Raw genomic sequence first — 12,692 nt, forward strand, 5'->3', positions numbered from 1 at the left:
GTTTTGTTTGTTTCTTGAGTAGCGTTCATTGGAAATTGGGCGTGAATCTTTTTGGGAGGCATCGACTTCCAATTCTGAATATTTCTCAAGACCGATAGTGTATTTAGTACCGCGAGGGAATGCTGAAAAGAACCCATTTGATTGGGGGTGAAAAGTACCTGAAACCAGATAGTGACAGCCTGGCATGGCATGGAAGGAATGATTTTGTTTGAACGGATTTTGGTGACATTTTCTTGTTTTTTCATTTGACTAGTGTTGTGTCATTCGTCTTGAAACACGAGCCAGGGAGTTTGTAGTTGTGGCGAGGCTAAGAAGTGTGTAGCTTTGTAGTCGTAGGGAAACCGAGTAATGCGTAGCTTTATTGTGTGGTATTCTGATTGTAAAATGTCGTAGTCACAGCTTTAAAACCCGAAGCCGGTCGATCTATTCCTGGGCAGGATGAAGTCGCTCATACGAGTGATGGAGGTTCGAAGAGTTGTTGTTCTGCAAAACACTCTCTTGACCTGGGATTAGTGGTGAAAGGTTAATCAAGATCGGTGACAGCTGGTTCCTATCGAAATAGCTCCAAGGCTAGACTGATTGGAGATTGCTGGCAAGGTAGAGCACTGATTGAGTGTTTAGGGTGGGAAACTACTCGGCATTCTGTAAAACTCCAAACTTGCTTGCGTCGTAGAAGATTGGATCGAGGGGCGTGGGGTAAGCCTGTGTCCCGAGAGAGAAACAACTCAGACTTTGGTTAAGGTCCCTAAGTGCCGGATTAGTTTAAGGGAGTCATTAGCCCTAGACAGTGGGAAGGTGGGCTTAGAAGCAGCCACCCTTTAACGAGTTCGTAACAGATCACCCATCGAGGTTAATGGCATCTAAAATGGAAGGGGTTAAGCCGGCTACCGATACCAATGAACGCACGTTTTTTGTGTGATTTTGTAGATAGGCGTCCTGTTGGATTTGAAGCTGGGGTGTGAGTTCCAGTGGATCTTGCAGGAATGTGGATCCTGGTAGTAGTAGCAGCAAAGTAAAGTGTGAATCTTTATCGCCGGAGGGGCTAGGGTTCCTTGGCAATGTTCGTCAGCTAAGGGTTAGGCGGTCCTAAGGGTAACGGTAATTCCAGTTGCTCGAAAGGGAAACAGGTTAATATTCCTGTCCTACGTGATTTATACGGTGACGTTTATGTGAGTATTCTTGACACTTTGTGATATGCCTTGTAAGATTGTCGTCTTATTCAATCTTTTTAAGCTAATGGAGAACTGTAATAGTGAGAAGTTGGTGTATTTGTGATGAGCTGCCTGTTTTTTGGGTGGTTGTGGTTTAGTCATGGAGTCCTTGAAAAGAGAGTATTCTTTATGGTCATGTATCCGTACTCAGATCCGACACAGGTGCCCCTAGTTTAGTAGACTTAGGCGTGTTAGGGTAAACCAGCTAAGGGAATTCGGCAATTTGGCCCCGTAACTTTGGGATAAGGGGTGCCAGCTATGTGTAATAGCTGGTCGCAGTGACTAGGGAGGTTCGACTGTTTAATAAAAACATAGCTCCCAGCTAGCCCGTAAGGGTGTGTACTGGGGGCGACACCTGCCCAGTGCTGGCACGTGAAGCTGGGGTTCAACCTGGTGAAGCGCCAGTAAACGGCGGGGGTAACTATAACCCTCTTAAGGTAGCGAAATGCCTTGCCGGACAAGTACCGGCCTGCATGAATGGTAGAACGAAATCTCCACTGTCCCTAGCTGGAACCTAGTGAACCTGCTATTCTGGTGCACAAGCCAGAGACTTCTATTGGGAAGCGAAGACCCCGTAGAGTTTTACTGCAGTCTGCTATTGAGGCTTGGTTGCAAGTATGCAGCGTAAGTAGGAGACTTCGATGCTACGTCGTCAGGCGTGGTTGAGTCGTTCATGAGACACTACTTTCTTGTGACTGTGTTTCTAACACAGCTAGTATGGGTTGTGGACATTGGTAGATGGGCAGTTCGGCTGGGGCGGTACGCGCTTGAAAAGATATCAAACGCGCCCAAAGGTTGGTTCAAGTGGGACAGAGATCCACTGTAGAGTGTAAGGGCATAAGCCAGCCTGACTGTATTTCGAACAGTAAGAAATTCAGAGGCGAAAGCCGGGCCTAACGAACCTCAATGTCCTCGTCGATGGGGGCTTGAGATGACAGAAAAACTACCTCGGGGATAACTGGGTGGTCGCAGGCAAGAGCCCATATCGACCCTGCGGCTTGCTACTTCGATGTCGGTTCTTTCCATCCTGGGTGTGCAGCAGCACCCAAGGGTGGGGCTGTTCGCCCATTAAAGGGGAACGTGAGCTGGGTTTAGACCGTCGTGAGACAGGTTGGTTGCTATCTAATAGAAGTGTTTTGTTGCTTGAGCGGAAGGTGGTTCCAGTACGAGAGGAACGAGCCGTCGGTGTCTCTGGTCTACCAGTTGTCTGATAAGGCATCGCTGGGCAGCTACGCACTATGATAATAAAGGCTGAAAGCATCTAAGCCTGAGGTATTCCGTGAAAATAAGCAGCTTTTTTAGGGTATGAGTAGAAGACTTGTTTGATGGGATTGGGATGTAAGCTTCGAGATTTTTTTCGAGTTGTTAAGTCCGCAGTTTCCAACACCCGATATTCACAATTTCATGACTTATTTAGTTTATTTATAAGATACAGATTTTATATGATATATTGTAGATTATATATTCTATTTAATGCATTCTGATAATTTGGATGATTCATGAATTTGACTAACTTCTTTTATTCTAGTTAGGTGTATTCAGTATTTGGTTTAATACTAGTTTTTGCTTCTGGATATGCGTTTAAATGATTTTTTTTGGTACGGCGACCATAGCGATAGGGTCACATCTGATCTCGTCTCGATCTCAGTAATAAAGTCTATCTACGTTCTGCTTTGTACTATAGGTGGTAAGTCTATGGGAATTTCAGAAAGTTGCCGGCCTTTTATATATTCTTAACCTGATAGTTTTTATTATGTGGCTTTTTTTGTGGCAAGTTGGTATTTTTGAGTTTATTATGTAGTTTGACTTTTTTTTGTAGTAGATTCGTGATTCTTATTTTTTATTAAGAGGTACTTGTTCAGGTACCTCTTTACTTATTTATACTTGATATTGTTCAATCTTTTTTTACAATACTTTTTTTTAGTATAATCATCATATATTCTAATAGTATTTAATATTTTTTTGAGGTGATATTTTGTTATATTTTATTGGTTTAGGTCTTTTTAGTGAGGATGATATTTCAGTTAAGGCGTGTAAGGCCTTGAATAATGTTGATGTTATTTATGCTGAATTTTATACTGCCAAGTTGATGGGCGGCAATATTGATAATCTGATTAGTAGGGTGGACGTTCCATTTATCAAGCTTAAGCGTGAGGATGTTGAGGATAGAAATGTTGTCCTTCAGGAGGCTATGGATAAGGATGTTGCATTTGTTGTAGCAGGTGATCCGTTAATGGCTACAACCCATACCGAGTTGTATGTCGAGGCTAAAAACAAGGGTATTGATACTCGCATCATTCATGGCAGCAGCATCTTTTCAGCGGCTCCGGGTTTAAGCGGTCTTCAGGCTTACAAGTTTGGTAAGACTACTACAGTCCCGTTTCCGGATGAGAACTTTTTCCCGCATTCACCGTATGATGCCATCAAATCCAACCTGGATATGGGATTACATACATTGGTCTTGTTGGATATTCAGGCTCATAGAGATCGCTTTATGACAGTCAATGAGGCTATCCAGTATTTGTCCAAGGTTGAGTCCGATAGGGGTGAAGGTGTATTTACAGAGGATAGCATTGTCATTGGTATTGCCCAGGCAGGTAGTGACAATCCTATCGTTAAGGGTGGACGTGTAGGTGATGTTGTTGATTTTGATTTTGGCAGTCCACTTCATTGTATGATTGTACCCGGTAATTTGCATTTTGTCGAGGCTGAAGCATTAATCACTCTTGCGGATATTCCCGAAAAATTACTTGAACAGTTCTTATGATAATGTTTATAAATAAGATTTTTCATATTATTATATATAATTTAAAAATCGATGGTGAGTAATTACTATAATTTAATAATAATTTAGTGAAGTGTTTAATTTGAATTATACGGATAAAGATAATATTGATTTTATAAAGGGTACACATATCAAGCATGAGATGTATAAGGATATTCAATTCATTCATGATAATAAAACACATTTTTATGAAGTGATTTGTACTAAGCATGATAATTCTCAATGTCACTTGTATGTGGGTTACGATGGTACGGATGCACGCCGAACTTATAATCGTATCATAGCGGCTGCAGAGGATACCGAATTGTAAATATACTTTTTTTCTAATTTTTTTTTAAAAATTTTTTAGCCACTTTATTTTTATGGACTGTTTTTTTGCTGACAGGAGGCATAATGTATGTTTTTTAAACCCTTTTTTATGATTTTTTTTTTAAAAGAAGTTGGGTGAGGGATTTTTAGTATAGCTGAGTATACTTTAGTAGGTAGTCGGTGTAGTTTTTATCAAGTAGTCTGTGCAGTGTCATTGCTTCGGGACTTGTTGTCGCCTTTTGTTCCGTGAGGTTTCTGAGTGTCTTGTTTTTTATGTTTTCCTGTATTTCCTTTATGGCGAAGTTTAGTTGATTTATGTTTTCATCAAGTATGTTGTCTGTTATATGGTAGTCGTTTTGTGGGTATATGTTTGTCGTTGTCATCAGGTTGTTGTTTTTTGATTCATATATGGCCCTGCTGTTGTCGAATATGTCTATTCCAATGTATGTTAATATTGGAAGTATGGGGGTTGGTGCAAATGGGAAGTATAGTGCAGTGGTTGTGTTTAAATTTTGTCTGCATGTTATAATTATGTCGAGTAATTCTTTTGGATTTCGTAGTAGTTCATCGCTATTTGCAAATATAAGTTTTGTATAGCCTTCCTTTTCAAGTTGATTTGCACATTCAACTCGAAGATTTGTGTACTGGGCTCCCTGTATCACGGCGTATTTATCCTTATCGTTGTCGTTTTTTGCCAATTCTATACTTTTTAGCATGCATTCTTCGGCTATTTCTTCCTGGATTTTATATGGAGTCTTTATGTTTTCTGCCTTTCGGACGCTTTTATAATCTATTACCGTTGGTGTTATTGTATTGTCTAGTTGACCGAGTCGTGCCGGTCCATCATGGGATTTTATCTTTATCATTAATTTTTTCTCCAACTATCTTGTTGTTACTATTTTTTTATTTTATTTTTTTTATACTTAACAATAATTTTGTGTTATCATTTAGGTTACACTACTTATTTTTTTTGATACCTTTATATACTAATTTCAAAAGAACTATTAATAGAAATTTATTACGGTATTACTTTAAATTTCTACAAGTTAATTAGTTTAAAAATTTAGCAAGTTGATGGCTTACATCAATTATCTTATGTGTTATTTTAAAATAACGAATTTATAGGTTTTTTTAACAATTTAAATGTTAATTTATATTGTGTATTTTTATCAATGGAGTGAAAAAATGACATTATTAAATGAAAGTGATTATTTAATTACAGAAGAAAATGTAGATCCTACCTTTAAAGACCTTATAATGGCTAACGGATCTGAAAGTTTAGCAGTATGTTATCAATGTGGTACATGTTCAGGAGCATGTCCTTCAGGAAGAAGAACTCCTTACATGATCAGAAGATTAGTAAGAAAAGCTTTAATGGGCTTAAAAGAAGACCTAATCACTGATGATGCAATTTGGATGTGTACAACTTGTTATGAATGTCAAGAAAGATGTCCTCGTGACATAAAAATTGTTGAAATCGTAAAAGCAATTAGAAATGTTGCAGCTAAAGAAGGTTACATGGCAAAAGCACACAAAATGACCGGTGTATACGTTGCAAAAACAGGTCATGCAGTACCTATTAACGATGATGTAAAAGCATTAAGAAAAGAAATTGGTCTTGATGAATTACCAGCAACAACTCACAGCCACCCAGAAGCATTAGAAGAAGTACAAACTTTAATTAAAGCAACTGGATTTGATGAATTAATCGGTTACGACTGGGCTAGTGGTGACCTTAAAGAATAGATATTATAATTAGGGAGGATATAATATGGCATATGCTTATTTCTTAGGATGTATAATGAATAACAGATACCCAGGAGTAGAAAAATCAACAAGAGTACTCATGGATAAATTAGGCGTTGAATTAGCAGATATGGAAGGAGCTTCCTGTTGTCCAGCACCAGGTGTATTCGGTTCTTTTGATAAAGAAACCTGGGCTACCATCGCAGCAAGAAACATAACCATTGCTGAAGATATGGGTGCAGATATATTAACCGAATGTAACGGATGTTTTGGTTCACTCCATGAAGCAAACTTATTATTAAAAGAAGATGAAGAATTCAAATGTAAAGTAAACGGATCTTTATCTGAAGTAAACCGTGAATTCAAAGGTTCAAGTAACGTAAGACACTTCGCAGAAATTTTATACAACGAAGTAGGTTTAGAAAAAATTTCAGAAGTATTAGAAAAAGACTTAAACTTAAACATTGCAGTTCACTACGGATGTCACTTCTTAAAACCTAGTGATGAATTACAAATCGACAACCCTAAAAGACCTAAAATTTTAGACGAACTTGTAGAACTTACAGGTGCTAAAAGTGTAGACTACACTGATAAAATGATGTGTTGTGGAGCAGGTGGAGGTTTAAGAGCAAGAGATAAAGCTGTAACCACAAGTTTCACCAAAGAAAAACTCGACAACATGACCGCTGCTGGTGTAGACGCTATTGTGGACGTATGTCCATTCTGTCACATGCAATTTGATGTAGGTCAAAAAGAAGTTAACGAACAATACGGTACTGACTATGCTATACCTGTATTACACTTAGCTCAGTTATACGGATTAGCTATGGGATTAAGTCCAGAAGAATTAACTTTAGACAAACAAATCGTTGACCCTACCGAGTTAATTGAAAAAATGAACACACCTAAAGAAGAAGAAGCTGCAGAATAATTCTAAGCTTTTATAAGAATATGATTCATTCATATTCTTTTCTTAACCACCTTTTATTTTAAGTTTAACCTTTTTTACAATTTACTGTTTATAAAATTTTACCGCAGTTTGCATTTTAATTTACTACTTCTTTTCCAATTATTTTCCTAAAAGCAATACTTTTATTAAATTCAAAGTTTATAACTATAACTATAATAGATAGAAAAAAAATTAATATATGAAATAAAATTATTATCATTACTTATTTAAAGGAGTGTTAGATATGGAAAAATTTATAGTAGAACTAATCGGAGTATTTACAAAAAAGGATTTACCTGATGACTACCAGCAATTTTTAGACTTCAGAGTAAATATTGAAAATAAGGAATTAACCGACAAGGATAAAATAGCAGTATTAAGGATTAAAAACACCACATCATATCATATCTTATTCTTAGACAGCTACTCTTCAATGGATGAAATAGACAAGGAAATCGAAGAATCATTAGATGGAAAAATATACAACTTCAATACTAGAAAAATATTAGAAGGTCATATAAATGCCTAATGATGATCAAGCAAATCCACTGGATCAACGTTGGCTTGTATTGGACAATTTACTTAAAGAGTTGTTCAAGACTCATGAAATTCCGCAGGAGGTAGTTCAAAACCTGCAGCATGCCCGTGCACTGACAAATTATTATAATGATGATCCTACCGCCCAGGAAAGAATAAAGGAATTGCCAAAAATCGATTCATTATTGAATAATGCTGAACAGAAATTAATGATTATGGCAGAGGATGAAGGCACGGACTTTGTTGAGGAGTGGACTCAGAAATTGGTTGATGCCTCTCAGGGTAAGGAGGTCTTTAAGGATCATAAGATACAGTCAAAATTCATTCCGGGAATGCCTGCAAACTTTGACTTTGTAAGGTTTAACTTCAGGGATGAAATTCAAGTGGAACGTTTCTATGAAGTATGCGAGTATGAGAATGTTATCATTGAATTTGACGACAATGATAAATCAGTATTCATATTCGGTGAAAAGGATAATATTTCAAATGCCCTTAGAGAAATGGCATCATTTTTCCAGGAGCAAGTTAATATATAATAATATTAACATCTTATTTTTTTATTTTGATATTATTTTCATTTTTCAGCATATTAACTTAAATTTTTTTTTAAATTTTTTATTTATTTCAAAAATTTTTAAAAATATAACAATTAATATAAACATTAAAAAAGATATTTATAATATATATTCTTAAGTAACAATCGGAGTTAACAACAATGAAATTATTAGTAATAACGGATATACACAGTAATCCAGATAAAATCTACTCTTATCTGGATGAAAATCCAGTAGATGAAATTATAATAACAGGTGATGTGACTGAGTTTGGTCCTGAAGACTTATTTATCAACACATTAAACAAGTTTTCACAATATGCCAATGTACATGCCCTGTTTGGAAATTGCGACCCAAAAAATGCGGATAAACTATTAGATGAATCTGACGCTACAAGCATACATGACAATGTTTCAAATATTGGCAATATCAAACTGGTAGGCTTCGGAGGATCTAATCCCACACCATTCGACACACCAAACGAATACACGGATGAAGAGTTATATGATAATTTAAACAAGTACTCTGATGAGTTAAACGCCGATGCGTTCTCAATACTGGTTACCCATGCACCCCCACTGGATACGGTTGCCGATAAAATTCCTAGCGGTGAACATGTGGGAAGTTGTGCAGTAAGAAAAATCATAGAAGAAACCCAGCCAACATTAAATCTATGTGGACATATCCATGAGGCAATAGGTCAGGATAAAATTGGAGATACTACTGTGATAAATCCGGGGGATGCTAATAGCGGACATTTATGTATAATTGAATTATCACAGGATGATATTGACAATAAAAACGTTAAGAATATAGAGTTAATTACAATCGAGGAATAAAATGAGTAAATTTAAAAAAGAGGATACATACATTTTCAATCCTGAAAGAGAATGCATGTCACGTGAAGATTTAAAGAAACTACAATTGGAACGTTTGAAAAAAGTAGTCAAATATGCCTACGAGAACGTCGATTTCTACAAAAAATTATATGACGAGGCAGGAGTAAAACCTGAAGATATAGAAACATTAGAAGACATTCAAAAGTTACCGTTTATCACAAAGGATGACTTGAGAAACACATATCCGTTTGATTTGCAGGCAGCTCCAAAGGAAGACTGGGTGGAAGTACACTCAACCAGTGGAACAACAGGTATACCAACCGTAGCAGCATACACCCAAAATGATTTGGACGTATGGGCAGAATGTACAGCCCGTGGACTGGCAAGTGTAGGAGTACATAAAAATGATATAGTAAACGTTGCATACGGATTCGGTTTATTTACCGGTGGACATGGTGCCCAATATGGCGCTCAAAAAATTGGTGCATTGGCCGTTCCAATGTCATCAGGTAACACCCAGAAGCAGATGAACTTTTTAAGGGACTTCCCAGCGGATTTCCTATGCTGTACACCATCATATGCATTGTACTTGGCTGAATCATTTGAAAAGGAGGGACTTGATCCAAGAAGTCTACCTTTACGAGGCGGATTATATGGTGCTGAGATGTGGACAGAGGAAATCAGGCAGAAGTTGGAAAACAAGTTTGACATATCCGCACAGAACATATATGGATTGACGGAAGTGATAGGTCCTGGTGTATCCACGGAGTGTCACGTCAAAGATGGAATGCACATAGCCGAAGACCACTTCTATCCTGAAATCATAGATCCTGAAACACTGGAGGTTCTGCCTGAGGGAAGTGAGGGTGAAATAGTATTCACCTCCCTAACCAAGACGGGTATGCCGGTGATAAGATACAGAACAAAGGATTTGACCTCATTATGCTATGATGAATGTGAATGTGGAAGGACAACGGTTCGTATGAGTAGAATCAAGGGAAGAAGTGATGACATGCTTAAGGTTAAAGGAGTAATCGTATTTCCTAAACAGATTGAGGAAGTGCTCATGAAGATGGATGAACTGTCACCTGCATATCAGATAGTGGTTTCACGTCCCGGAACAATGGATCAGATAGAAGTTCAGGTAGAAATAGATCAAAGCAACTTCCAGGATTCCATACCAAACCTTGAATCATTCAAGAAGTTAATCTCCAAAAAGGTAAGGGAAGCCATAGGTATCGGTGTAAAGGTAACTCTGGCAGAGCCATACTCCATACCTAGAAGTGAAGGAAAAGCTGTAAGAGTAATTGATAAACGTAACTTTGACTAAGGTGATAATAATGACTTTAAAACAGGTATCAATATTTTTAGAAAACAAGCAGGGAAGATTATGGAAATCATTGAATATTCTGAAAAATGAGGGTATTGACATAAGGGCATTATCCATTGCAGATACATCCGAGTTTGGAATATTGAGGATGATTGTATCAGATCCGGATAAGGCAAAGGAGGCTCTTGAGGCTGAACAGTTTGCAGTAAGCTTTGCACAGGTACTGGCTATTGAGGTTGATGATCAACCGGGAGGGCTTGAAAAGGCATTGGATTTGCTTAACAATGAGAATATTAACGTCGAGTATATCTATGCGTTTGTTGAAAAGAAAACTTCCAAGGCATTGGTGGTTCTTAGAACAGATGATAATGATAAGGCATTGGGTATTCTTGAAGATAATGGCTTTTCAATAATTAATGATGAAGCATATACTATCTAAGTATATGCCCCCTTTTTTTTTTAATTGAGTGTATCTTTTTTTAGATTTTATTGTAGAATTGATATGGGGTTTTGTTGTAACCGTTTTTAATTGATTCTTGTATGAATTTGTTTGATTTTATACATGAATCATGGATATTGTTTCCTTTAATCAGGTTTGATGTTATTGCACTTGAGTAGGTACATCCGGTACCATGGGTGTTTTCCGTTTTTATCATGTTGCCCCTGATGATGTGAAGATTATCGCCCTCAACCAGAATATCATTTCCTTCAAGATGTCCTCCAGTAATTACAACATGTGTATATTTACTTAATTTTAATGAGGCTTCAATCATAGCATCTTGATTGTCTATTTTTATATTTGATAATTGTTCTGCTTCATGTATATTCGGTGTTATTAAAAATGAATTTTTCAATAAATGCTTGTTGATAAACGATGCAAAATTATCCTCGGTCAAGTTTTTGCCCGATTCACTAATCATAACAGGATCAACAACAGCCTTAAGCTGATACTCTTTAATCTTCGACGATACCAGTTTCACAATATCCTCCGAATACAGCATGCCGGTCTTTATGTATTTGATAGGATAGACATCCAGTATGGCATCTATCTGGTCACTGATAATATCCAGGTCTATTTTCTGAATATTCGTAACCTCATATGGGTTCTGGGCAGTAATTGCCGTAACAACACATGTGGCATAAATCGAATGGGCATGAAAAGTCTTAGAGTCAGCCAGTATGCCCGCTCCACCGGAGGGATCAAGACCGGCAATACTCATTGAACAGCCACTATTCATCATTTCTTTTAACATCTAATCTCTCCTGTCCATGACTGCTGTTTACTGAAATGTTAAGACCTGACAGATACTCATGAGTATTGGTGCCAATGCCATGCAAGAATATTTCACCCAAATCCTGGGATGTATTAACGTCCAATGATAAATAAAATGATTCAATAACATTAACGTCCATATTCTTCATATAAGCCTCTTCCAAGTGCCTGAAATAACTCATATCACCAAATAGGGGTTCAAAATCAAAATCACCGTTGAAGCATATCAGGTTGGTGCCTCCACCACGTGATGGGCTAATGACCATACCCGACGTTGAACTTTTAACGCTCATGATGTGCTCTTCTTTAATCATTGGAATATCACCGGGGATAATGAGAATGTCCACATCTTCATAGTTTAACTTAACACTATCTATAGCATCACGTAACGCGTTATTCAAGTGATTGTCCTCATGATCTTTTTCATTGACAAAACTGACGGATAGCTCTTTTGCAAAGGAGTAAACTTCCTCGTCCCTGCTGACAAGAATAATCTCCATAACCTGGCTTCTAACAGCCGTGATGATGTCTTTTAACATGGACTTGAGTAGCTCTACCCGTTCTGTATCCGATAGCATAACAGACAGTCTGCTTTTAGCGTCTTTAAAACTGCAAATTGGTATGATACATATTAAATCTTTCATAATAAATATTATGTTGCTCTACATATAAAAAAATAATAGAATGTTCATGTGATATGCAATTGGATTATTGCTTGGAAATTAGACAATGGGGTCGGTTGGGAATAATAACATTGCTTTATTAAAAAGAGAAAAGGGAATTAAAGTTATAAAATTATTTTGTTTTATATAAATTTAACTGCCGTTCCGTAACAGTGGACTTCTGATGAGTTTTCAACAATGGATGAAGTGTTGTATCTTACCATTATTATTGCATCCGCACCCAGTCTATTTGCCTCTTCAACCATGCGTTCGGTTGCAACATTACGGGATTTTATCATCATGTCGGTATATGCCTTGAGTTCGCCACCGGTAAAGTTTCTTATTCCTTGGGTGAAGTCTCTGAATGCATTTTTGGATTGTATATTGTTTCCGTTTACCAGTCCTATTATTTCATAGTTTCTACCTGGAATGTTTTCTGTTGTTGTAATTATCATTTTTATCTACCTCAATTGTTATTGTTTTATATTTAATTTTTC

12 protein-coding genes, 2 rRNA genes and 1 pseudogene (1 of these 15 running past the window's edge) are annotated in these 12,692 nt (G+C 37.2%); 11 read left to right on the plus strand and 4 right to left on the minus strand.

What is annotated here, in order from left to right:
* The 4 genes from AW729_RS10930 to AW729_RS10945 form a co-directional block, all read left to right on the plus strand.
* Positions 1–2,615: ribosomal RNA gene (locus AW729_RS10930) — 23S ribosomal RNA — on the plus strand (it extends 401 nt beyond the left edge of the window).
* A 195-nt stretch (positions 2,616–2,810) separates the two neighbouring features.
* A 5S ribosomal RNA gene (rrf, locus tag AW729_RS10935) occupies positions 2,811–2,932 on the plus strand.
* A gap of 254 nt (positions 2,933–3,186) precedes the next feature.
* Positions 3,187–3,978 (plus strand): diphthine synthase, encoded by a 792-nt coding sequence (gene dph5 / locus AW729_RS10940; RefSeq protein WP_112125155.1) that lies wholly within the window; start codon positions 3,187–3,189, stop codon positions 3,976–3,978.
* 100 nt (positions 3,979–4,078) lie between these two features.
* Positions 4,079–4,306 carry a hypothetical protein gene (locus AW729_RS10945; RefSeq protein ID WP_112125157.1) on the plus strand — a complete coding sequence of 76 codons (228 nt, stop codon included), beginning with the start codon at positions 4,079–4,081 and terminating at the stop codon, positions 4,304–4,306.
* 145 nt (positions 4,307–4,451) lie between these two features.
* On the opposite strand, the gene AW729_RS10950 is transcribed toward AW729_RS10945, so the two are convergent.
* On the minus strand, positions 4,452–5,171 hold the full coding sequence (locus AW729_RS10950) for an archaeosine tRNA-ribosyltransferase (RefSeq protein WP_112125158.1): 720 nt from the start codon (positions 5,169–5,171) through the stop codon (positions 4,452–4,454).
* Positions 5,172–5,592: 421 nt separating this feature from the next.
* On the opposite strand from AW729_RS10950, the pseudogene hdrC reads away from it, so the two are divergent.
* The 7 genes and pseudogenes from hdrC to AW729_RS10985 all read left to right on the plus strand — a co-directional run.
* Positions 5,593–6,051 (plus strand): annotated as a pseudogene (hdrC, locus tag AW729_RS10955) (CoB--CoM heterodisulfide reductase subunit C); the annotation flags it as partial.
* Between the two features lie 25 nt (positions 6,052–6,076).
* Positions 6,077–6,982, plus strand: a complete 906-nt coding sequence (gene hdrB, locus AW729_RS10960; protein WP_112125163.1) for a CoB--CoM heterodisulfide reductase subunit B — start codon at positions 6,077–6,079, stop codon at positions 6,980–6,982.
* A 262-nt stretch (positions 6,983–7,244) separates the two neighbouring features.
* Positions 7,245–7,529 (plus strand): DUF749 family protein, encoded by a 285-nt coding sequence (locus AW729_RS10965; protein WP_112125165.1) that lies wholly within the window; start codon positions 7,245–7,247, stop codon positions 7,527–7,529.
* Entirely contained in the window at positions 7,522–8,073 is a 552-nt protein-coding gene (locus AW729_RS10970) for a DUF2096 family protein (RefSeq protein ID WP_112125167.1), read from the plus strand. The genes AW729_RS10965 and AW729_RS10970 overlap by 8 nt, the downstream gene beginning before the upstream one ends.
* Before the next feature lie 179 nt (positions 8,074–8,252).
* The gene (locus AW729_RS10975; RefSeq protein ID WP_112125169.1) at positions 8,253–8,930 is read left to right on the plus strand and encodes a metallophosphoesterase; all 678 of its coding nucleotides are present in this window, start codon (positions 8,253–8,255) and stop codon (positions 8,928–8,930) included.
* Between the two features lies 1 nt (position 8,931).
* Positions 8,932–10,260 (plus strand): phenylacetate--CoA ligase family protein, encoded by a 1,329-nt coding sequence (locus AW729_RS10980; protein ID WP_112125171.1) that lies wholly within the window; start codon positions 8,932–8,934, stop codon positions 10,258–10,260.
* Between the two features lie 10 nt (positions 10,261–10,270).
* On the plus strand, positions 10,271–10,699 hold the full coding sequence (locus AW729_RS10985; RefSeq protein ID WP_112125173.1) for an acetolactate synthase: 429 nt from the start codon (positions 10,271–10,273) through the stop codon (positions 10,697–10,699).
* A gap of 40 nt (positions 10,700–10,739) precedes the next feature.
* Here the strand turns inward: AW729_RS10985 and thiD are convergent, their stop codons facing one another.
* The 3 genes from thiD to AW729_RS11000 form a co-directional block, all read right to left on the minus strand.
* Entirely contained in the window at positions 10,740–11,513 is a 774-nt protein-coding gene (gene thiD / locus AW729_RS10990; RefSeq protein ID WP_112125174.1) for a bifunctional hydroxymethylpyrimidine kinase/phosphomethylpyrimidine kinase, read from the minus strand.
* Positions 11,491–12,177, minus strand: a complete 687-nt coding sequence (cofC, locus tag AW729_RS10995; RefSeq protein WP_112125176.1) for a 2-phospho-L-lactate guanylyltransferase — start codon at positions 12,175–12,177, stop codon at positions 11,491–11,493. The genes thiD and cofC overlap by 23 nt, the downstream gene beginning before the upstream one ends.
* 161 nt (positions 12,178–12,338) lie before the next feature.
* Positions 12,339–12,650 carry a heavy metal-binding domain-containing protein gene (locus tag AW729_RS11000; protein WP_112125178.1) on the minus strand — a complete coding sequence of 104 codons (312 nt, stop codon included), beginning with the start codon at positions 12,648–12,650 and terminating at the stop codon, positions 12,339–12,341.
* Positions 12,651–12,692 lie beyond the last annotated feature (42 nt).

The organism is Methanosphaera sp. BMS, from assembly GCF_003268005.1.
GTDB lineage: Archaea > Methanobacteriota > Methanobacteria > Methanobacteriales > Methanobacteriaceae > Methanosphaera.